Origin of the sequence: Delftia sp. WSY_7, assembly GCF_043104845.1 — a bacterium.
Lineage (GTDB): Bacteria > Pseudomonadota > Gammaproteobacteria > Burkholderiales > Burkholderiaceae_C > Comamonas > Comamonas tsuruhatensis.
The window spans coordinates 229,724-250,222 of the sequence record NZ_JBICLB010000033.1 but is presented as its reverse complement, the minus strand read 5'-3'; the positions used below and the strand labels follow the sequence as shown (position 1 = coordinate 250,222).

Below are 20,499 nucleotides of genomic sequence, written 5' to 3'. Positions count from 1 at the left end.
AAAAAGTCGGAGGGCTGGCTGGCGCCAGCGTGCTCCGACATTGTGAACGCTGCAGGCCCGGCTGTTCAGTTCGGCTTGACTTCCAGCATGATTTCGGTGAACGAGGGCATGTCGTCCTCGCCGGGCGTGGCCAGTTCGGCGAACTGGCTGGACGGCGCGGCATGGCCGGCCTTGACCACGTCGTTTTCCAGACGCCACATCAGGTTGGTGGGCGAGTCGGCAAAGGCCAGTCCCTCGGCGCGGTCGATGCGGCCCGAGCGGATCAGCTGGGCCAGCGCCTCTTCAAAGGTCTGCGAGCCTTCGGCCATGGATTTCTCCATGGCCTCCTTGACGCCCGAGAAGTTGCCGCGCTCGATCAGGTCGGCGATCAGCTTGGTGTTGAGCATCACCTCGACGGCCGGCATGCGGCCGCCATCCACGGTGCGCACCAGGCGCTGGGAGATCACGCCCTTGAGCGCTGCCGACAGCTCGCCCAGCATGGTCGGCCGGATTTCCTCGGGGAAGAAGGACAGGATGCGGTTGAGCGCGTGGTAGCTGTTGTTGGCGTGCAGCGTGGCAAGGCACAAATGGCCCGACTGCGCAAAGCCCATGGCCGAGGACATGGTCTCGCGGTCGCGGATCTCGCCGATCAGGATCACGTCGGGCGCCTGGCGCAGCGCATTCTTGAGCGCAACCTGCAGCGATGCCGTGTCGGATCCCACTTCGCGCTGGTTGACGATGGAGCGCTTGTTGCGGAACTGGTATTCGATGGGGTCCTCGATGGTGAGGATGTGGCCCGTGAGCTTTTCATTGCGCGCGTCGATCATCGAGGCCAGCGTCGTGCTCTTGCCCGAGCCCGTGGAGCCCACGACCAGCAGCAGGCCGCGCTTTTGCATGATCAGCTCGCCCAGCACGGGCGGCAGGTTCAGCGTGTCCATGGGCGGGATGTGCTGGGCGATGAAGCGGATCACCACGGCGCAGCTGCCGCGCTGGTGCATGGCGCTGACGCGGAAACGCCCCACGCCGCGCAGCGGCACGCCCATGTTGAGCTCGCCCGTCTCGTCCAGCTCCTGCAGGCGCTCGGCCGGCACGATCTCGGCCAGCAGGCTGCGCGGCGCATCGGGCGGCAGCAGCTGGTTGTTGATGGGGACGCATTCGCCGTTGATCTTGATCAGCGCCGGCGCGTTGACCGCCAGGTAGACGTCGGACGCCTGCTTCTCGCCCATCAGGCGCAAAATCCTCTCCATCGTGCCCATGTGTTCCCCCAAATTCGTGTGCTGTCGCTGTTCTTGGATCGTTGTCACGCGCTTTTGACGTGAAACGGGCGTCCGCTGCCTGGTGGCCGGGGACGCCCTCGAGAGTATGCCTTGGTCCATCCCCTGAACAGGGGATGTTTTGGCGCCGCAACCACGCCTTTGGCGCGGTCCGGATGCAGGTCAATCGCGCAGCAGGTCGTTCAGGCTCGTGGTGGAGCGTGTCTTGGCATCGACCTTCTTGACGATGATGGCGGCGTACATGCTGTAGCGGCCGTTGTCCTTGGGCAGGTTCCCCGACACCACCACCGAGCCGGCGGGCACGCGGCCGTAGCTGGTCTCGCCGGTCGCACGGTCATAGATGGGAGTGGACTGGCCGATGTACACGCCCATGGAGATCACCGAGTTCTCTTCCACGATCACGCCTTCGACGATTTCGGAACGCGCGCCGATGAAGCAGTTGTCCTCGATGATGGTCGGGTTGGCCTGCAGCGGCTCCAGCACGCCGCCCAGGCCCACGCCGCCGGACAGGTGCACGTTCTTGCCGACCTGAGCGCAGGAGCCCACGGTGGCCCAGGTGTCGACCATGGTGCCTTCGTCCACGTAGGCGCCGATGTTCACGTAGGAGGGCATCAGGATGGCGCCCTTGGCCACGAAGCTGCCACGGCGGGCCACCGCCGGAGGCACGACGCGCACGCCGGTGGCGGCGATCTCGGCTTCGGTCATGCCGGCGAACTTGGTGGGGACCTTGTCGAAGAAGTTCAGGTCGCCGGACTGCATCAGCACGTTGTCCTTGAGGCGGAAGGACAGCAGCACGGCCTTCTTGATCCACTGGTGCACGGTCCACTGGCCCACGCCTTCGCGCGTGGCCACGCGCAGCTGGCCGTTGTTCAGGGCTTCGATCACGTGGTCCACGGCCTCGGTCACTTCCTTGGGCGCGGCAGCGGGGGAGAGGCTGGCACGGTTGTCCCAGGCGGTGTCGATGATGGATTGCAGCTGTTGCGTCATATGGCTTTGGTGATCAAAGGGTTTGTGAGGAAAGGGGTGGCCAGGCGTGGCTCAGCGCTGGCGTGATTCTATGAATTGTGCAATGCGCTGGGCCGCCTCCAGGCATTCGGCGGTCTCGGCCACCAGGGCCATGCGCACGCGCCCGGCGCCCGGATTGCGGCCATTGGCCTCGCGCGCCAGGTAGCTGCCGGGCAGCACGGTCACGCCGGTGGTGGCATACAGCTCGCGGGCAAAGTCGGCGTCGTCCAGGCCCAGCGATTCGGGAATGCCGGCCCACAGGTAGAAGCTTGCGTCGGGCAGGCGCACATCCATCACGCGCGCCAGCACGGGGGTGACCTGGTTGAACTTTTCGCGGTACAGGCGGCGGTTCTCCTCGACATGGGCCTCGTCGCCCCAGGCCGCGATGCTGGCCGTCTGCACCACGGGGCTCATGGCGCCGCCGTGGTAGGTGCGGTACAGCAAAAAGGCCTTGATCAGGGCCGCATCGCCCGCCACGAAACCGCTGCGCAGGCCAGGCACATTGCTGCGCTTGGACAGGCTGGTGAACATCAGCAGGTTCTTGTAGTCCGTGCGGCCCAGGCGCTGCGCGGCTTCCAGTCCGCCCAGTGGAGGCGTGCCGTCGAAGTAGATTTCGCTATAGCACTCGTCGCTGGCAATCACGAAGCCATGGCGGTCGGACAGCGCAAACAGCTTTTCCCATTCGGCCAGCGGCATCACCGCGCCTGTGGGGTTGCCGGGAGAGCACACGAAGATCAGCTGGGTCTTTTCCCACACGTCGGCGGGAACGCTGTCCCAGTCCACCGCGAAATTGCGCGCAGCATCGCTGGGGGCGTAGTACGGCTGGGCGCCGGCCAGCAGGGTGGCGCCTTCGTAGATTTGATAGAACGGGTTGGGGCAGATCACGCGCGCGCCGTCCTGGCTGGCGTCCACCACGACCTGGGTGAAGGAGAACAGGGCCTCGCGCGAGCCGTTGACCGGCAGCACCTGGGCGGCGGCGTCCAGCGCAATGCCGTAGCGCTGGCGCGCCCACTGGGCGCAGGATTCGCGCAGCGCGGGCTCGCCGGCTGTGGCCGGGTACTTGGCCAGGCCGCCCAGGTCGGCGCTCAGCGCCTGTTCGATGAAGGGCGGCGTGGCATGGCGGGGCTCTCCGATGCCAAGGCTGATGGGGCGCACGCCCGCCGGTGGCTGGACCCCGGCGAACAGTTTGCGAAGACGCTCAAACGGGTAGGGCTGGAGTCGGGAGAGCAGGGGATTCATGGGCTCGCATTATGGATTGATGCGCTTTCGGCATGCCGTTGTCACAGGGGACTGCGGGTCTGCACGCTGGCTTTTTTGCATTCTGTTACCTATTCTGGCATGGTCTCGACTGGGGCCATGCCAACTCGTGTGGCGAGGCCTCGCAAACGGTGAATTCCAGATACCAATGACAAGAGAGGCAGACAGCTATGCAGGCAGGCGCTGGCATGGAAAAAGATAGAAGCAGACATCGTAAGCATACATCCGGCCCAGGTGCCGGCTTCCTCGTATGCACGGTGTGGGCATTGGCGGGACCGGCGCTGGCGTTGGTGGCCGATTCGATGGGCCTGGGGCCCTGGGTTTGGGCAGCCTTGCTGCTGTGGGCCGGGTTGCTGCTGGGCGGCATGCACAGGCTCTGGTCGCGGGTGATCGGCGAGCGCGAATTGCTGCAGCAGGCCATGCAGGGCATCGCCCAGGGAGACCTGAGCCAGCGCGTGGCCGTGGAGGCTGCGGCCTCCCAGGAGGGCGCAGGCGCCGTCCAGACGCCCAAGGCCTTGCTGGGCGGCATGGTGACCTCGCTGTCGGGCATGGTGGCCGATGTGCGCAGCAATGCGGCCCTGGTGGCGCAGGCCGGGCAACAACTGGTGAACGAGCACCAAGCACTGTCCGATCGCACCGAACTGCAGGCCACCAACCTGGCCCAGACCGTGGTCAGCGTGGAGCAGCTCAGCAGCGCCGTGCAGCACAACGCCGACGTGGTGGGCGTGGTCCACCACCAGGCCAGCGCGGTGCGCGGCGCGGCCGATGAAGGCGTGGTGGCCATGGGCCGCGCCGTGGAGTCGGTGGAGACCATTGAAAGCAGCGCCGGCCGCATGCGCGAGATCATCGGCGTGATCGACGGCATTGCGTTTCAGACCAACATCCTGGCCCTCAACGCTGCCGTGGAAGCGGCGCGTGCGGGCGAGCAGGGCCGCGGCTTTGCCGTGGTGGCCAGCGAGGTGCGCTCCCTGGCCGGCCGTTCGGCCGAGGCGGCGCGCGAGATCCGCCACCTGATCGGCGATGCGCTGGCCCAGGTGGAGCACAGCACCGAACTGATCCGCACGGCCGGGCGAGGTATGGAGCGCGTGACCGAAGGCATCCGCCAGGTGGCCGAGCACATGGGAGAGCTGTCGCAGTCCACCGGCAGCCAGAGCACGGGTCTGGCCGAGATCAGCCGCGCCGTTCACCAGATCGACGAGATCACCCAGCACAACGCGCAGATGGTGGGCCATGCGCTGGACCAGGCCCGGGCGCTGCAGCAGCGCGCGCAGATGCTGTCAGGGGCGGTGTCGCGCTTTCGGCTGCAGCAGGGCACGGCGGAGGAGGCCGTGGCCCTGGTCGAGTCGGCCCTGGGCCTGGCGCGGCGCGGAGTGGCCACCGAGGCACTGCTGGCCGCCGTGAACGACCCCGGCCAGCCCTTCCATGACCGCGATATGTACGTTTTCGCCCTGGCCGCCGACGGCAGCTACCGTGCCTTTGGCGGCAACCCTGCGCGCGTGGGCGTGCGAGTCCAGGAATTGCCCGGCGTGCGTGGCGAACAGCTGCTGACCGACATCATTGCCCAGGCCGAGCGCGGCCCAGGCTGGGTGGAGTACGACTTCAGAAACCCGGCCACGCAACAGGTACAGACCAAGATGTCCTTCGTCTGCAAGCATGGCGGGCTGTACTGGGGATGCGGCGTCTACAAGAGTCTGGCGCTGGCGGCATAGCCTTGGCCTGGAAGGCAGACTGCCGCCTGGCGGGCTTCACTGGCACGCGTTCGGCGATGAACCGCCGCCCGCGCGCTGGGCACGAGCGCGGGCCAGGATGGCGGCGATGGTGGCCTGCTTGCTCTCGGCCACGGGAGGTGCGGGGCAGGGTGCGTGAGGGCTGGCGTCGTCGTCGGCTGCCTGCTCTGCCTGCGCACGAGGCGTCGGTGCCCGGCTTGCACTCAAACGCTCGCGCTCCACTTCACGCTCGCGGTGCAGCACATAGCGCTGGCGCGCATGCTCGGCCTGCTGGGGGCTCCAGGCAGACCAGCCTGTGGCCGGGCCGCTGGCGTTGTGCAGTTCGATGCAATCGACCGGACACACGGGAATGCACAGTTCGCATCCCGTACAGTGGGCTGCGATCACCGTGTGCATGAACTTGTTGGCCCCCAGGATGGCATCCGTGGGGCAGGCCTTGATGCACAGGGTGCAACCGATGCACCAGGCCTCGTCGATCACGGCCACGGTGCGCGGGGCTTCCATGCCGTGCTCGGCGCTCAGCGCAACAACGGGCCGGCCCGTCAATGCGGCCAGCCGCTCCACGCCCGCAGCGCCGCCCGGTGGGCACTGGTTGATGCCAGCCTCGCCCGAGGCCACGGCCTGGGCGTAGCTGGCGCAGTCAGGGTAGCCGCAACGCGTGCACTGCGTCTGCGGCAGCGCGGCGTCTATGCGCGCTGCCAGATCGTCGCGGGCGAGCATGGCGGTGGAGGACATGGCGTGGCGGGCTTGCTCGGGAATCAGCCTGCCTGCACCTTGGCGCCACGCTTGCGTGGCTGCTCGGCGGCCGTTGGCGCGTCATCGCTCAGGCTGCTGGCATGGCCTGCAGCGCTGGCGGCGGTGGCGCTCTCGGGCTGGTGGGTGCTGATGAATTCGCGCACCTGCGGATAGACGATCTCTCGCCAGCGGCGGCCGCTGAAAATCCCGTAGTGTCCCGCGCCCGGCACTTCAAGGTGCCTGCGCTGATCCGCGGCAATGCCCGTGCACAGATCGTGCGCAGCCCGCGTCTGGCCGGAGCCGGAGATGTCGTCCAGCTCGCCCTCGATGGTCAGCAGGGCGCTGCCCTTGATGTCCTGCGGGCGCACCAGTTCAACCTTGTCCTCGGGCGAACGCACTTCCCAGGTGCCATGGACCAGCTTGTAGTCCTGGAACACCGTGGCGATGGTCTCGAGGTAGTAGTCGGCATCCATGTCGAGCACGGCGTTGTACTCGTCATAGAACTTGCGGTGGTGCTCGGCGCTGGCGTCGTCACCCTTGATCAGGTCCTTGAAGTAGTCGTAGTGGCTCTTGGCGTGGCGATCCGGGTTCATGGCCACGAAGCCCGAGTACTGCAGGAAGCCGGGGTAGACGCGGCGACCCACGCCCGGATAGCCTTCGGGCACGCGGTAGATCACGTTGTTCTCGAACCACTCGAAGCTGCGGTTCTGCGCCAGGTTGTTCACCGAGGTCGGCGAGCGGCGCGCATCGATGGGGCCGCCCATCATGGTCATGGACAGCGGAGGCGTCTCGCCACGGCTGGCCATCAGCGACACGGCCGCCAGCACCGGCACCGTGGGCTGGCAGACGCTGACCACATGGCACTGGCCGTACTTGCCCTGCAGGTAGCGGATGAACTCCTGCACATAGTTCACGTAGTCGTCGAGGTGGAACTCGCCATCGGCCAGCGGCACCAGGCGGGCGTTCTTCCAGTCGGTGATGTAGACCTTGTGGTCGCCCAGCATGCTTTGCACCGTATCGCGCAGCAGCGTGGCGTAGTGGCCCGACAGCGGCGCCACGATCAGCACCACGGGCTGGCTCAGCATGGTCTGCAGTGTCTCGGTGTCGTCGGAGAAGCGCTTGAAGCGGCGCAGCTCGCAAAACGGCTTGTCCACTTCGACCCGCTCGCGGATCGTCACGTCCACGCCGCCGACATCGACGCTGCGCAGGTTGAACTCGGGCTTTTCGTAATCCTTGCCCAGGCGGTAGAACAGGTCGAACCCGGCGGCCATGCGCTGGGACATCGGACCCTGGCTCAGCAGCGAGTGGGGGTTGCTGTAGAGCTTGGCTGCAGCCTGCGCGAAATCGGCAAAGGGCTCGACCATGGCGCGCTGGATTTCGTAGAGCTGATAGAGCATGGATACAAGGGGTTGTTTGGATTTGTTGCAGTGCAATATATCAGCAGCACGCTAAGAAAATTGGTAGTAAAACCCCTCTAATGCTGTCGCTTAAGTGATAGCTTGACTGATGGTTGTAAGCTGGCGGCCGCCCAGCCCCCGGCATTCCTGCAATGCAGTGCGGCGCGCTAGGCGGCAAGCGCCGCTTCGGCCGGTTTGGTGCGCGCAAGCCGCATCACCTCTGAAGGCGGCAACTGCTTGAACTGGTGGTTGCTCCACACCTGGCGCCAGCGCCGCGCACCTGCCAGCCCGTTGCGCAACCCCAACATATGGCGGGCTATCGAATACCAGTGCGTGCCGTGCGTGCGCGCCTCTCGCTCCATGTAGGCCACCATCTGCTCCTCGATGGACTCGCGCGTGTGCTCCACGCCAGCATCGCCGTAGTACAGCGCATCCCACGAGGCCAGCCACCAGGGGTTGTGATAGGCCTCACGCCCCACCATCACGCCATCGACCTGCTGCAGCAGCTCCTGCACGGTGGCGTCGGACTTGATGCCGCCATTGATGGCAATGGTCAGCTGCGGAAAATCCTGCTTGAGCCGGGCCACGATCTCGTAGCGCAGCGGCGGGATCTCGCGGTTTTCCTTGGGAGACAAGCCTTTGAGCCAGGCATTGCGTGCGTGAACGATGAACACGCGGCATCCCGCATCGGCCACCGTGCCCACGAAGTCACGCACGAATCCGTAGCTCTCGTCCTTGTCGATGCCGATGCGGTGCTTCACCGTGACAGGCACGTCCACCACATCCACCATGGCCTTCACGCAATCGGCCACCAGCGGCGCCTCGTTCATCAGGCAGGCGCCAAATGCACCGCGCTGCACCCGCTCGCTGGGGCAGCCGCAGTTCAGATTGATCTCGTCATATCCCCACTGCGCTCCCAACCGCGCAGCCTGCGCCAGATCCGACGGCTCGCTGCCGCCGAGCTGCAACGCCACCGGATGCTCCTCGGCCTCGAACCGCAGATGCCGTGGCACATCACCGTGCAGCAGTGCGCCCGTGGTCACCATCTCGGTATACAGCAGGGTATGGCGGCTCAGCAGTCGGTGCAGGTAGCGGCAGTGCTTGTCAGTCCAGTCCATCATGGGCGCAACGGACATGCGCCACATGCTGGCAGGTGCTTGATTTTCTACGTTTGTCATTGATCTGATTGGTTTTTTGCTCTGGCGTCGTTGCCTGGTTCTTCGCCATCCAACCCCGTTTTTGCTGACTTTCTCGCTGGCTTTGCCACATCCTTCACCTGTCGCAAAACAGATGGAACCATCACTTCACGCAAGCGCGCACACGGCTTGCTTGCTCGCTTGCCTGCACCGCACAGATCCGGCTGATGGAGAACGGCACGTTTGTCCACCGCGAAAGCCAGGCCTACCGTCGGAAAGTGCTGGCCAATGAGTGGCTGCGCAGGCGCGAGCACGAGATGGACCAGGAGCACGCTTTTGGCCAGGCGCCAGGCCGTGCACAAGAAAATTTCAGTGGGGGAGCTACTGCGGGATTATGTCAGTGCGGTCAAAAACGTGACTGAGTGGGGCCGTTGCAAAAAGGCCGGCATCGCGCGACTGCAGGCCTCTGGTCGGGCCGACCTCCAGGCCGCCAAGCTCACGGTGCAGGATCTGATGGGCCACACCAAGAAGCGGTGCACGGAGGACGAGGCCGGCCCGCCGCCGTGCTCAATGACATGGTGTGGCTGCGCCAGGTCTTCCTGCATGCTTCGGCCGCGCGCGGCATTGATGCGCCGCTGCAGGTGCTGGACCGCGCCAGGCTCAAGCTGCTGCGCACGCGGGTGCCCGCCTACGCGGCAGGGCTTCAAGCGTGGCCGACAAGACTGCCTTGAATCCAAGTGAGAGCTCTCCCTGGAGCAAATTTCATCCATTGCGCGAAACTGGGGTAATGGTAGCTAGATGTAAGTGAGTGGCGAGAAGCGGATAAATTTGATCTTCATTCATTTGGTGTTGGTAAAGAATTTCTATCTGCACATTGCCTTTCGATGGCATATTGGTGAGGCCATGCATCGAATAAGACAAATGGAGGCACGCCAAATGAATGTTAGAGAGAGGCAAGAATCATTCGCGCCGCAATCGCGGTTGCAAGCATTGATGGTTGATTGCGAGGTGGAAGATTTTTCAGGGTTGGGCCTGTTGCTCGGTCAGGCTGGATATGATGCGCGAATGGCGGCAAGTGCGCCGGAAGCGTTGGCTGAGTTTGCTGGTGGACGAATTGACTTGTTGATATGCAATACGCGTGTAATTGACAAGGATGGTGGGCAGTGGCTGGAAAATCTCGTTGGGCAGTCCCCTGATCTGTTCGTGATTTTTCTTTCGGAATGCAGTCCCGTGGCAATTACGAAAGGCCTTGGTCGGTTGCTGGGCTTGCACCGTCACATAGTCAAACCTTGGAATAGTGAGCAATTTTTGGCTGTCATTGAGCAACTGAATGATCAAAAAATTACACGCTATGAGAATATTCGGCTAGAGCAAAAAAATAGAGCGCTGACGAAGGAGTTGGCAGAACTAAATGCAACTGTTGAGCTGACTGCCCATGAGCATGACGACGAATTGTTGGAGGCACATAGGAAACTTAAAAAAAGCTTCGTCGCATCGATCCGAATGTTTTCAAATCTGCTTGAGTGGCGAGGGGGGATACTTGCCGGACATTCAAGACGCGTTGCGGATCTAACCCGCCGAACCGCAAGTATTATGCAGCTAAGTGAAGCAGAGCAGCAGAATGCTTTTGTCGCTGCGCTCATTCATGATATCGCTCATATTACTCTTCCCGATGGGATGTTAAGCAAGCCCGTCCCAAGTTTAAGTCATGAGGAACTGGATAAGTATAGAAACCATAGCAGTTTGGGAGAGCAACTGCTTCTGTCGATAGATGATGCGCATCTTGTCGCTACTCTCGTCAGGTCTCACCATGAGCGATTCGATGGAGCAGGTTACCCTGATGGCCTAAAGGGGAAGGATATTCCAATAGGTGCTCGCATAATAGCGGTTGCTGATTTTTACGATGACCTGATGGTGGGGCATTTGAGCAGTAAGCCGCTAACTTGCGCAGAGGCAAGAACGCTCATTTCGCATAGTAGAGGAGCACAATTTGATCCAGAGGTTGTGGATGCTTTCTTGCAAATTGTGATTCAGGCGACCCCTGCTCCCGACCCGGCTCCAATTAATGTCCCCTGTTCGGAACTGAGGCCAGGGATGACTTTAGCTCAAGACTTCGTATCGAGGGAAGGCTTGGTCTTGCTTACAGCAGGTCGAGTTTTGACGCCAGAGTTGATACGCAGAATGCAATTGCGTGTTGATCTTGGTCGAAAGTTTCCAATTCGTGCTGTAGCGACGGCTGTTTGATTGGATTGAATAATTATTTTGGTCTGGACTTGATCCAGTTTTTTATAGCCTTCGCTCTCTGGTTGTTTTTGAGAATTTGAGTAGAATTTCTCCATTGGTTGTAATTGCTTGTTTTTCTGATATGTCAGCTATAAGTGAAGGCGGTACTTCTGTTGAATACAGCTTGTTTTTGCTTATTCTATATAAAATCCTCGTTTTTCCGACTATGAATTCATCTCCTTCGATTATTCCTATATACCGGCCATTTTTTGTATAGGCTTTCCACCATCCGCCTTCGATCATTTTATGCCTCGCTGTGCTGTGATTTATTATTGGCGCCACCATGCCAATTCTTGAGCATGAAATGTTATTATGAAAGCCGCCCGATATTTCAATTGATGCAAAATTTGACAAAGTAATTGATTTTGATAATTTATTATCAAAATCGCGCCTGGCAAGAGTAATATCTGGATATACGTGGAAACACGGATGGTCACTTGGCGTAAATCTCGACGTCGTGCCTACCAAGGCTGCCACCTTCGGCAGGATGAGCAAGGAACACATGCAGGCGCCGCAGTGGGAGCGCATCAAGCGGGATTGCTGGAGCCGGTCCTCGCTGCGCGTCCGTAGGACTCTCGCCACCGGAATCTTGCCCAGGGACCGACAGCCTGCAGCCTGTTGCTGGCACACCATGACAGCTCTGAAGCAACAGGAGCAATGAATGGCGATTTCAGAAAAGATCCAGGACCTGCGCAAGTGGGACGACTCTCGCAAGGGATTCACGGGAGAGCATTGGCTGGTGCTCGGTGCCGGCCTCTTGGCGCTGCGCCATGCCCGGCGCGCGGAAAGTGGCATGGGCCGCCTTGTGAGTGGTGCGCTGGGCACGGCATTGATAGCGCGCGCGGCCACGGGCCGCGACGGTGTATTGGGAACGGCAGGACGATTGGCTGCAAAGCCCACCCTGGCCGAGCGCCTGCTGATCGCCGCGCGCCGCCTGTAGACGCCCGGACAAAGGAAAGGCCCGCAGTTGCGGGCCTTGCTTTTTCAGGTCAGGCCTGCATCAGCGCTGGCGGCGCATGCGGCGCATGCCGAATATTGCCAGCAGGGCAGACATCAGGATGGCGCCCCATTCGCTGAGCGTGGGAACGGCTGCTGCGCCGCCTGCTGGGGCTGCTGCCAGCACGGGCACGAGCGGATCGGCGATCACGCCCACGGCAGGGTTGGTGTCACCAGGGCCGTTGTCCGTGATGGTGTAGGTCACCGTGGTGCGCGCGCTGTCCACGATCACGTTCAGCGCGGTCGCAGGGTCAAACCAGCCGCCGACACCATCGGGCTTGCGGAACTGCACGCCTTCGGGGAGAGCGCTGGGATAGGTGAGAGTCATCGTCACAGATCCTGTGCAGTTTTCGGCGCTGAAAGCGAATTGTCCGCTGGGCGCTTGCAGGTTCGGTGGGGTGGAGGTCACAGGTCCGAAGCCGCCGCCAGGTTGCAGCGTGCAAGTGGTGCCGCCGCCGGACATCGTGGCAGACGGTATGCCGGTCATGCCAGGCACGCTGCCGGGCGCGCTCACCAGTTGCAGTTTGCGTGGCGTGGCTTGTGTGCTTGCAGAGGCTGCACCGGTTGTCCCGTTGGAGGCTGCGACCGTGAAGTTATAGGTGAAGCCATTGCTCAGGCCAGCCACGACGATGGGGGATGTCGTTCCTTGCTGAGTGATCACGCCAGGCGCACCGGGCACGGCCACGGGGGTCGCGATCACGGTATAGCCTGTGATGGGCGCGCCGCCATTGGAAGCAGGTGCAGTGAAGGTTACCGTAGCCTGCCCGTCGTCTGCAGCGATGTTGCCGATGGTGGGGGCTCCGGGTGCCGCTGCATTCACCATGAAGGTTTGAGACACCTGTGATGCAGGCAGGTAGCTTGCGTTACCACTTTGGTTCGCATCAACGGTGCAAGAGCCTGTGTTCACAAAAGTCAGCGTGCCGCCCGTGGTGACCGTGCACACCGCAGTTGTGTTTGCGCTGAAGGCCACCGGCAGGCTGGAGCTGGCCGTCGCGGTCAGTGTTGGCGTTGTGCCGAAAGTTTGGTCGCCGGGGTTTGGGAACGTGATGTTCTGGTTTTGCTGTCCATTCACCAGTACGCCGGTCGTGGCGCCTACGTTCGCCAAATTCAGCACAACGTTGGCGCCACCGCTCGTCATCGTGCTCCCGTTGAGATCGATAGCGGTTCCTAACGACACTCCATTTGCGTCAACATCACCTGGCTGCACGGTATATATGAAGGTCAGGGCGGAGCTGTTGCTGCCACCGACGAAGTTCGCTTGCCGCAGAGTTGAACCGATCGTCAAAGGAATTGAGGGCGTGCCGCCAGCTGTGACGGTCACGGGAGCGCTGTAGGTCACAGTGAACTGCAGGCTCTGTCCAGCACTATAGGTTCCGTCGGGGGGGACGCTTACTGATTGCACTGAGGCGGCAGGAGCTACAAGCGTGTAGCTCAGCGTGGTTTGGCAGGCTTTGGAGTCTGTGATGGTCACCGAATATTGACCGGGAGCCAGTCCTGTCGCGGTTGCCGCTGCGCCACCGGAGGGGGTCCATGAGTAAGTGTAGCCAGGAGTCCCCCCTGTCGCGACAACTGTTGCGCTACCGTTGTTGCCTCCAACGGGATTGATATGCGACTGTGTGCCTGACAATGTTTCGGGCTGTCCAACGGTCGTAGACGCTGTTCCTTGCAGGCCGTTATTGTCAGTAACCGTAACTGTATAGGTGCCTGCTATGAGCCCTGTTGCGGTAGCGTTTGTGCCTCCAGAGGGACTCCATGAGTAGGTGAAGGGCGCAACACCGTTCTGGGTGATTTGGGCAGTGGCCGTGCCGTTGTTTGCCCCGTTACAAGAGGCATCGGTGTGGGACGCGGACAAGGTCAGCTGTGCGCTTGCAGAGCCGGTGTAGGTGACAAGAGCAAAGATGCCGCCTAGCACCCATGTGCGGAAAACCCCAGAAGACATGTTGTTCCCTTACTTTGGAGATCGGCGCAATCTCTCTAGCTCTGTTTGCTGAACTTTTGTTTGATGACGAAACGCACTGCAAATTGTATGAATTTGTGTATATTGTGTCTATCACTGAAACTTGGTAGTTACTCCGGCTAGACGGCCTGGTCCTGCGGCAGTCGTCCCAAGCCTGCCAGCTTCGGGGGATGGGCACGGAATACAGGCAGTTTCCGCAGTGGGAACGCATCGAGCTGGACTACAGGGCCGGCATCAAGGGCCTGAGGCAAATCGCAGCAGAGCAGGACATCAGCCAGGGGGGCGATCCGCAAGGCGCTGAGAGTGATGACTGGAGCTGGGTGCTGTCGGAGCGCATCCATGACAAGGCCGAGCAGTCGGTACGCAAGGAGGCGGTACGCAGCGAGGTCTGCGCGGAACGCAGGGCGTCCGAGCGGCCCACGGCCCTTGTGCGCTCACCGCGACGGCCAAGAAATACGGCAGGACTGAGAGCCATTATTCGAACTCTTCGGCGCCCGAGGAATGATCGTTTCTGAATGGCAGGCTTCGCTTGAGAATAAATCCGCAGGTGGTGATGACTGGACAAAGCGTCAACTTCCGGAGGGTGCTCTGAGGCTATATTCCGTCTGCGGGAAGCTGCGTTCGTAACTTGAACGCATGCGCCTGGGAGGGCGTTTCATGCGTGCGCCTGAAGCTGTGTCAAGGCTTGCGATAAATATTCAGAGGAAATTGGCAATGGGTATCGCTTTTCGTCAGACTGAAATCAACATCAAGATTGCCAAGAAGCAAGGCAAGGAGATTTCCAAGCTTCTGCAGGACAAGGGATGGATTGCAGAGGATATGCCGTTGGATGCCGCAATGGCAGCTATTGGCTGGCATGGAAAATATCAAAAAACTCTGCTGATAATTGATGAGATTGATGTTGATAAAATAACCAAACAGGTATCCGAACAGTTCGAGGCTCTGGCTTCTTTTGTGCGAGATGGAAGCTTCGTCCGTTTTGAATCAGAGGAGAGCAGTAAAGACTACGCTCTATGTGTTTTCGAAGGGGGCAAGGCTCATGGCTATGGATGGTTGGGAACCCATGAAAAGACCGCAGTGGTTGCCGCCATCGGAACTGTGCCCAGCGGTCCATGGAATGAGTATATTCATGACGAATCGCCTTCCCGAGAGAAGCTGACAGATCACCGCTATTGGGCGGTGATGGCCTGGAAAATGGCTGAGTACATTCAGTTCATTGCTCAGAGTTCCAACAGCTTCAGCGCCAAAGATAAGGAACAAGCTTATTGGATCATCCGCGCTGGTGAGGCCGCCAGAACCACTTTACTGGGGACGCGTCCTTTGCTCGTTCAGGATATTCAGATGTATGAGAAGGATGTGAGTGAGATTCCGCGGCTCATTGCAAGCGACTTGCATGAGGTGAAACTGCGCTGGTTAAAAGGGCCGCGTAAGAAGTTAGCAGCGTTGGATTTTGACATCAATGCTGGTGAATTGCAGGCGCTCCTCCGCTACCGTGATACATTTGCGCCGACGAAAGAGTTCTTGGTTGATGGACAGGAGGGTGTATATCAACCGGAAGTGCTTGAATTCTTAGAATGCCTGCGTGATGCGTCTTGGTTTCAGCAGCTTTGCAAGCTGGCGAAGGATGGCGATAAACGTACGGAGGTCATTCTGGAGTTTCACGGGTGGATGTCCGATGTAATGGAAACTGCCGATCTGAAGGAGCTTTTGTTTAAACTGCATTGGATTGCCTCCGCTGACAAGGGAAGCGCTGCCCTCGTTCCTGGTGTGAGCAGTGAAGAGATTTCTTCGTATATGGCTGGCGAAATCTACAACGCAATGCAGAGAATCAGCCAACTGGCCGCAATAAAGTAGGATGGCGTAGAGGCTGCTTTTGTCGGTGAAAGCACTTTGCTATCAACCAGCCTTGCGAAGCCTTGGCTCGCATGCGCCAGCACTGTCTTGCCAAGACTGACAGCCTCGAGGGAGTTCCGTCCGCGAGGTAGTGCATACCGCAGACCCCCTAAAGCGCCGCCGATGGCGGCATTGACCTGTTCGAGCTTGGCGTTATCTCTATCAATGTACCTCATGATGGGCGGCGGCGATGGCTCTGCTAAACGCAATCAATTGAGACCGTGAATCAGAAGATGGATTAGCGATGCGCCTCCGGAATCGGGAGCGGCAGATCCCGTCCGCTGGAGTCAATGCTGCGGACTCCCGCGCCAAATGCGAATGTTTTCTTGGTTGAAAAACTCAATAATTAACTTTTTGTTTCTGTTGACAATGATTGACACTTTCAATCATTTCACTTGTGCGCGCCTTGCGCTCAGGTTCAACGGAACTTGTCTGATGAAGTTTTCCCTTTGGCGATGTCTGGGTGGAGCAGGCTTGGCCCTCATGCTGTCCTCCAACGCAGCGGCCCAGTGGTCCTATCCACCGGGCAGCTCTCTGGTTGTCCCGGCGGGCGGGGCCGTGGACCTGTCCTGCTCTGCGCTGGACATGCAAGGAACCCTGGACCTGGGAGGCGCGCTGACCGTCGATTCTTCGGCTACGTTCGCAAGTGCCGCCGCCATCACCAACAGTGGCGGAACGCTGTCGGTGGGTGGTGACCTGCAGATCAACGGATCACTGAATGCCGGCAACAACACGATCGAGCTGCGCGACGGCTGCGATCCGGGCAACACCAGCCAGCTCAGCGGCACCCTGGTCGTGCAGAACCTGACCATCAGGAGCAGCACGGGCCGCACCTTTGTGCTGCCTGTCGGGGCAAATATCACCGTGCTCGGGACGCTGACCGTCGAGGGAGTGCCTGGTCAGCCTGTGGTGCTGCAGGCTGCCAGCGGCACTGCGGTCATCAACCTGGGTGCCGGTGCGACGGTGGTACGCACCAATGCGACGGTTCCGCCCACTGTGCAGATCGGTGCAGGTCCCGGCCCATCGGCTGCGGCCATTCCCACACTGAGCGAGTATGGGTTGGTCCTTCTCTCTGTGCTCATGGGACTGGCGCTTTTGCGTCAGCGCCGCACTGCACAACGTTAGCCACTACACATTCAGACCATGAAAACCATGAAATTCACGCTGCGCTCTGTCTCTTTCGCCGCGGCCATCGTCTTGAGCGGCGCTGCAGTGGCGGCTCCTGGCGGCGCCGACATCACCATCACACCACCGGCCAATGGTGGATTCGTCATCAAGAACAATGCAGGCAATGCAGAGCGGCTCCGGGTGATGGAAACAGGCGATGTATATCTGCCCAACCTGTCCAATACAACGGAGGCTGGCAGCGTGGCCTGCTATGACGACGCGACGGGGCGGCTGGGCAAGTGCGCAGCAGGGGCGATTGTGGGGAACCCGGGTCCAACGGGAGCAACCGGAGCGACCGGTGCCACAGGACCGGCGGGCGCGACCGGAGCCACCGGCCAGGCAGGACCGGCGGGACCCACAGGTCCGATTGGCATTCAAGGCCCAGCGGGCCAGACAGGCGCTCAAGGCCCCATTGGTGCCACGGGCCTTCAAGGTCCGACGGGGGCGCAGGGTGATATTGGCTTGCCTGGTCCCACAGGCCCCACCGGTCCAGCAGGGGCCGGAGGAACTACTGCCACCTCAATGGCTGCTCACAACACTAGCGGTTCTGTAATAGCTGTGGTTCTCGGTGGGACCGATATACCATTGCCTCAGTCGCAGAATCTCTCTGGCTTTATGGCCAATGGTTCAAATACGTCATTTACTGTTCCGTCGAGTGGTAGGTACAGGATTAAATATTCTATTAAAATTAATAATAATATGCTTGTTTCGGCAAGGGTTTTGTTGAATGGTACGCCAGTTGAGGCGCTTACAGAGAATACGGCAACCAGCGTCTCAAGATTCGATGGCGAATCAATTTTGGCTTTGGCTGCCGGCGATACACTGAATGTTCAATTCTTTGGAATGCTTGGGGCGGTGACTTTGCAGTCAGGGAACGGCGCGGCTCTAATTGCGGAAAAGTTAAGCGATTAGTATATTTAAACGCTCATAGAAGCGAGCGTTATGCTCGCTTTTTTAATTTTCGTTGTGTGAATTTATAGCTTAAAGAATTGTATTTTTGATAAAGGAGAGTATTAAGGTATTCAAATGGTCTGCGGGTGTCTGAGGAAAGACGGAGGGGTGAAGTAGATGTGCCCCGGGTGCGGGCTTACACATCGTCACTGAGGTTTACATAAAAGCTTCTAAGCGCTTAATACAAGACTGCTTGTCAGGCCCCCACTTTGACCAAAACCTGCCCAAGGTAGGCCGAAATTGGGCTAAAAAGGAATGATTTCAACAACACCACCTCATCGGTCGGTACATGCAGACACCCGGATCTATGCACCATTAGAAGCGCAACTGAGCGAGTGATGCTGCAAAGTTGCTACGGAGGATTGGGGGTATTCCTCTAAGTTGCTGTCAGATAATGATTTTCTTCAAATATCAATCCAGTCCATCATGGGTGAAACGACATGCGCCACATGGCGGCGGGTGCTTGGGATTCGCGGTGTGTCATTGATTCGATTGAAGTTTCTGCTGCGCATGCGCTTTTGTGCTTTGCACCATCGCACGCCTGTCTTTGCTTGCAGGTGACAGGTGAACTGCAGCCATGCATCGCGCGGTTCCGATCCCTAAGAAGGCGGCCAATCCATCTGTCGCCAGCCTGGGCAGTATGGTCGCCGTGCGGCGGCAGCGGCGCTGTAGAGGACGGTGGCCGCCGGTTCGGTCAAGGGGCAGGGCGCAGGCAACCCTAAATTATGTTAGGGAGGGTAAAGACGTGGCCTGTCCGGGGCTGGCTGGACTGGGTCATGGTGCAAAGCCGCTCAACAGAGGTGCGGCGCGGTTATCAGGTAAGCAAGGATGGCAGTGCACACACAAGCCAAGGCAACCATCAGTCCCAGCCACATGCCTTTGCGGGCGAGCATTGCCTCGTCCTTTGCACGGGCGGCCTCATTACGGTAGAAGGCGGCTTCTTTTTGCGCTTCCATCGCGCGATTTCGTTCTGCCCGCAGTGCAGCTTCCGAAGCTATCGCGCTGCGCCTGGCGTACTCGGTTCTTTTGTCTTCGCGCTCTTCCTGTTCCCTTCGCCGCCCCTCCAGCATGTGGCTGAACGGCGTCGATCCTGTTATTTTTTGGCGGGGTGGGGTATCTACCCCGCTGGGTCGTACTTTGAGCAGTATGGGTTGAATTGGAGTACTTTTTTTGGTGGGGCTGTCTGGTGTTTTTTGAGTTTTTATCTCGTTATCTGGTGTATTTTTGGAGATGGGATTTTCTGAAACCTTGATATTGATTTTAGGGTTTGATGTGGTTGGTGTAGATTTGCTGATTTTCGCGTTGAACTCGATGAGGGGAATCCCTGGTGAAACATGGGTTTCCCGGGTCTTATTGTTTGCATGGCTGGTGGGCTTTGAATTTTTTGATGCGATATAGGAATGGTTTGATATTTGGTCAGGAGTTTTTACTCCATGCGGGTAGGAATGGAGAAACGAAGCATATTCAAAGCCACCTGAAGCCTGCTGCTGGAATAGATTAATATCTTTCGGCGGTGATTGCAATTGCGATGAGCCTTTTGAGCTTGATGTTGCCGATTGGAGGTCAGGTTCCGGAAGGCTCTGTGGCGATTGGGCAGTTTCATTCCCGAGAATTTCTTCAGGCGACAAGGCAGAGATGCTTGCATTCAAGGCCGCTCTCATCCTGTCCAGGGCTTTGTGATCACGTCCTGCGATGGATCCACTCGGGCCTGCGGCCTGTAAGCTGAGATCAGCAGGAGGAGTGGGGCTCTGCCCAAGATGATTTTTGGGCATGTTGCTTTCCGATTCTCTGTCTTCTTGCAACTTTTTCGGATCTGTCATTGCTCTCTCACGGTCTCAGATGTGATCAGGCTATTGTGTCATCCCGGCCGCTTGGGCCTTGCCTCTGCAAGGCAATGAAGCACTTGCCGGTCATCATTGTCCTTGGCGCAGTCAACGGGCCTGCGGCGCCCTTGACGGCATCAATACTCGGCGTTTCTGAACCTGGCAGCCGACGCAATGACGATGTGCCAATAGCACCTCACTCGTCCGCGCTGTTTCTGCCCGGCCCCTTCACCGGCCCACGCCCTTGCCCAGCGACAGTATTTCGCTCGCATGGACGATGGCCTGGGCAATCTCCTCCACCGAGCTTCGCCGGCTCATGGCCTGGGCGCGGATCATGTCGTAGGCCTGGTCTTCGTTGATCTGGTGGGTCTGCATGAGGATGGCCTTGGCTTCGGCCACGCGGCGCTGGCCCAGCAGCTTGGCCTGGAGCTTGGCGATGCGCTGCAGCTGCTGGCGTGATTCCTTGTGGTTTCTGCGCGCCAGCACCAGGGTGGACAGCAGGCCGAAGGAGCGGATGGGCGTGGGCAGGATGGCCTGCACCTGCAGCTCCAGCACTGCGGAGACGATGGTGGGGTTCTCGTAGTTGACCACTGCGATGGCGGTGGGCGGGCTCTCTCCCTCGCCCTGGGTCCAGGTGTAGTTCAACTGCAGGTGGTCGGGGCGAACGGCCAGGAAGACCACGTCCGTGCCTTCGGGCAGGCTGGGCTGGGGCGGCCAGATGGCCTGGACCTGGCAGCCTATGCGCTGCAGTTGCTGGGCCAGCAGGCGGCCGTCCGCGTCGTCGGGGTGGACGACGGCAATGCGCAGCTGGCGCAGTTCCTTGAGCTGGGGCGAGGTGGCGCGCAGCAGCGGCTTTCTTTCCAGCAGCGGCCGGCCTGTGGCAGCGCTGCCTGCGTCCTTGTTCGGGGCGGCATCCACG

General features: G+C 60.1%; 18 protein-coding genes and 1 pseudogene. 8 read left to right on the top strand and 11 right to left on the bottom strand.

Going from position 1 to position 20,499, the window contains the following annotated elements:
• Positions 1-65 precede the first annotated feature (65 nt).
• The 3 genes from ACF8ME_RS13320 to dapC form a co-directional block, all read right to left on the bottom strand.
• Entirely contained in the window at positions 66-1,235 is a 1,170-nt protein-coding gene (locus tag ACF8ME_RS13320) for a PilT/PilU family type 4a pilus ATPase (protein WP_016445943.1), read from the bottom strand.
• 180 nt (positions 1,236-1,415) lie between these two features.
• A complete protein-coding gene (gene dapD, locus ACF8ME_RS13315) occupies positions 1,416-2,240 on the bottom strand; it encodes a 2,3,4,5-tetrahydropyridine-2,6-dicarboxylate N-succinyltransferase (protein WP_012205450.1) in 825 nt (274 codons plus the stop codon).
• Between the two features lie 51 nt (positions 2,241-2,291).
• Positions 2,292-3,497, bottom strand: coding sequence for a succinyldiaminopimelate transaminase (gene dapC, locus ACF8ME_RS13310; RefSeq protein WP_392416872.1), 1,206 nt, complete (start codon positions 3,495-3,497; stop codon positions 2,292-2,294).
• Positions 3,498-3,685: 188 nt separating this feature from the next.
• Between dapC and ACF8ME_RS13305 the strand changes: the two genes are divergently transcribed.
• Positions 3,686-5,224, top strand: a complete 1,539-nt coding sequence (locus ACF8ME_RS13305; RefSeq protein WP_392416870.1) for a methyl-accepting chemotaxis protein — start codon at positions 3,686-3,688, stop codon at positions 5,222-5,224.
• Positions 5,225-5,260: 36 nt separating this feature from the next.
• Here ACF8ME_RS13305 and rsxB read toward each other — a convergent pair whose 3' ends face one another.
• From rsxB to dusA, 3 genes are all read right to left on the bottom strand, one after another.
• Entirely contained in the window at positions 5,261-5,977 is a 717-nt protein-coding gene (rsxB, locus tag ACF8ME_RS13300) for an electron transport complex subunit RsxB (RefSeq protein ID WP_392416868.1), read from the bottom strand.
• 23 nt (positions 5,978-6,000) lie between these two features.
• On the bottom strand, positions 6,001-7,374 hold the full coding sequence (locus tag ACF8ME_RS13295; RefSeq protein ID WP_016445947.1) for a polyhydroxyalkanoate depolymerase: 1,374 nt from the start codon (positions 7,372-7,374) through the stop codon (positions 6,001-6,003).
• Between the two features lie 167 nt (positions 7,375-7,541).
• A complete protein-coding gene (gene dusA / locus ACF8ME_RS13290) occupies positions 7,542-8,552 on the bottom strand; it encodes a tRNA dihydrouridine(20/20a) synthase DusA (RefSeq protein ID WP_082254116.1) in 1,011 nt (336 codons plus the stop codon).
• 491 nt (positions 8,553-9,043) lie between these two features.
• Here dusA and ACF8ME_RS13285 point away from each other — a divergent pair, with 491 nt between their 5' ends.
• Together ACF8ME_RS13285 and ACF8ME_RS13280 are read left to right on the top strand one after the other, a co-directional pair.
• Positions 9,044-9,241, top strand: coding sequence for a hypothetical protein (locus ACF8ME_RS13285; protein WP_156135960.1), 198 nt, complete (start codon positions 9,044-9,046; stop codon positions 9,239-9,241).
• 97 nt (positions 9,242-9,338) lie between these two features.
• Positions 9,339-10,754, top strand: a complete 1,416-nt coding sequence (locus ACF8ME_RS13280; protein ID WP_392416866.1) for an HD domain-containing phosphohydrolase — start codon at positions 9,339-9,341, stop codon at positions 10,752-10,754.
• 42 nt (positions 10,755-10,796) lie between these two features.
• Here ACF8ME_RS13280 and ACF8ME_RS13275 read toward each other — a convergent pair whose 3' ends face one another.
• On the bottom strand, positions 10,797-11,288 hold the full coding sequence (locus tag ACF8ME_RS13275; RefSeq protein ID WP_392416864.1) for a hypothetical protein: 492 nt from the start codon (positions 11,286-11,288) through the stop codon (positions 10,797-10,799).
• Between the two features lie 166 nt (positions 11,289-11,454).
• Here ACF8ME_RS13275 and ACF8ME_RS13270 point away from each other — a divergent pair, with 166 nt between their 5' ends.
• Positions 11,455-11,733 (top strand): hypothetical protein, encoded by a 279-nt coding sequence (locus tag ACF8ME_RS13270; protein WP_016445950.1) that lies wholly within the window; start codon positions 11,455-11,457, stop codon positions 11,731-11,733.
• A 60-nt stretch (positions 11,734-11,793) separates the two neighbouring features.
• Here the strand turns inward: ACF8ME_RS13270 and ACF8ME_RS13265 are convergent, their stop codons facing one another.
• Both ACF8ME_RS13265 and ACF8ME_RS13260 read right to left on the bottom strand, forming a co-directional pair.
• Positions 11,794-13,110 carry an IPTL-CTERM sorting domain-containing protein gene (locus ACF8ME_RS13265; RefSeq protein ID WP_392417151.1) on the bottom strand — a complete coding sequence of 439 codons (1,317 nt, stop codon included), beginning with the start codon at positions 13,108-13,110 and terminating at the stop codon, positions 11,794-11,796.
• Positions 13,111-13,317: 207 nt separating this feature from the next.
• Positions 13,318-13,728: pseudogene (locus tag ACF8ME_RS13260) on the bottom strand (hypothetical protein); the annotation flags it as partial.
• A gap of 188 nt (positions 13,729-13,916) precedes the next feature.
• Between ACF8ME_RS13260 and ACF8ME_RS13255 the strand changes: the two are divergent.
• The 4 genes from ACF8ME_RS13255 to ACF8ME_RS13240 all read left to right on the top strand — a co-directional run bounded on the left by ACF8ME_RS13255 (position 13,917) and on the right by ACF8ME_RS13240 (position 17,718).
• Positions 13,917-14,261 carry a hypothetical protein gene (locus tag ACF8ME_RS13255; protein ID WP_374005236.1) on the top strand — a complete coding sequence of 115 codons (345 nt, stop codon included), beginning with the start codon at positions 13,917-13,919 and terminating at the stop codon, positions 14,259-14,261.
• Positions 14,262-14,460: 199 nt separating this feature from the next.
• On the top strand, positions 14,461-15,600 hold the full coding sequence (locus ACF8ME_RS13250; RefSeq protein WP_392416862.1) for a hypothetical protein: 1,140 nt from the start codon (positions 14,461-14,463) through the stop codon (positions 15,598-15,600).
• Positions 15,601-16,122: 522 nt separating this feature from the next.
• Entirely contained in the window at positions 16,123-16,764 is a 642-nt protein-coding gene (locus ACF8ME_RS13245) for an IPTL-CTERM sorting domain-containing protein (RefSeq protein ID WP_392416860.1), read from the top strand.
• Positions 16,765-16,791: 27 nt separating this feature from the next.
• Entirely contained in the window at positions 16,792-17,718 is a 927-nt protein-coding gene (locus tag ACF8ME_RS13240; RefSeq protein WP_392416858.1) for a hypothetical protein, read from the top strand.
• 830 nt (positions 17,719-18,548) lie between these two features.
• Here the strand turns inward: ACF8ME_RS13240 and ACF8ME_RS13235 are convergent.
• Together ACF8ME_RS13235 and ACF8ME_RS13230 are read right to left on the bottom strand one after the other, a co-directional pair.
• Positions 18,549-19,577 (bottom strand): hypothetical protein, encoded by a 1,029-nt coding sequence (locus tag ACF8ME_RS13235; RefSeq protein ID WP_392416856.1) that lies wholly within the window; start codon positions 19,575-19,577, stop codon positions 18,549-18,551.
• Between the two features lie 231 nt (positions 19,578-19,808).
• Complete coding sequence (locus ACF8ME_RS13230; protein ID WP_392416855.1) at positions 19,809-20,498, bottom strand: ANTAR domain-containing response regulator; 690 nt, start codon at positions 20,496-20,498, stop codon at positions 19,809-19,811.
• Position 20,499 lies beyond the last annotated feature (1 nt).

Coding starts and splice junctions, on each gene's coding strand:
- ACF8ME_RS13320 (WP_016445943.1), bottom strand. CDS start 1,235: ATGGGCACGATGGAGAGGATTTTGCGCCTGATGGGCGAGAAGCAGGCG.
- dapD (WP_012205450.1), bottom strand. CDS start 2,240: ATGACGCAACAGCTGCAATCCATCATCGACACCGCCTGGGACAACCGT.
- dapC (WP_392416872.1), bottom strand. CDS start 3,497: ATGAATCCCCTGCTCTCCCGACTCCAGCCCTACCCGTTTGAGCGTCTT.
- ACF8ME_RS13305 (WP_392416870.1), top strand. CDS start 3,686: ATGCAGGCAGGCGCTGGCATGGAAAAAGATAGAAGCAGACATCGTAAG.
- rsxB (WP_392416868.1), bottom strand. CDS start 5,977: ATGTCCTCCACCGCCATGCTCGCCCGCGACGATCTGGCAGCGCGCATA.
- ACF8ME_RS13295 (WP_016445947.1), bottom strand. CDS start 7,374: ATGCTCTATCAGCTCTACGAAATCCAGCGCGCCATGGTCGAGCCCTTT.
- dusA (WP_082254116.1), bottom strand. CDS start 8,552: ATGACAAACGTAGAAAATCAAGCACCTGCCAGCATGTGGCGCATGTCC.
- ACF8ME_RS13270 (WP_016445950.1), top strand. CDS start 11,455: ATGGCGATTTCAGAAAAGATCCAGGACCTGCGCAAGTGGGACGACTCT.
- ACF8ME_RS13255 (WP_374005236.1), top strand. CDS start 13,917: ATGGGCACGGAATACAGGCAGTTTCCGCAGTGGGAACGCATCGAGCTG.
- ACF8ME_RS13250 (WP_392416862.1), top strand. CDS start 14,461: ATGGGTATCGCTTTTCGTCAGACTGAAATCAACATCAAGATTGCCAAG.
- ACF8ME_RS13245 (WP_392416860.1), top strand. CDS start 16,123: ATGCTGTCCTCCAACGCAGCGGCCCAGTGGTCCTATCCACCGGGCAGC.
- ACF8ME_RS13240 (WP_392416858.1), top strand. CDS start 16,792: ATGAAATTCACGCTGCGCTCTGTCTCTTTCGCCGCGGCCATCGTCTTG.
- ACF8ME_RS13235 (WP_392416856.1), bottom strand. CDS start 19,577: ATGACAGATCCGAAAAAGTTGCAAGAAGACAGAGAATCGGAAAGCAAC.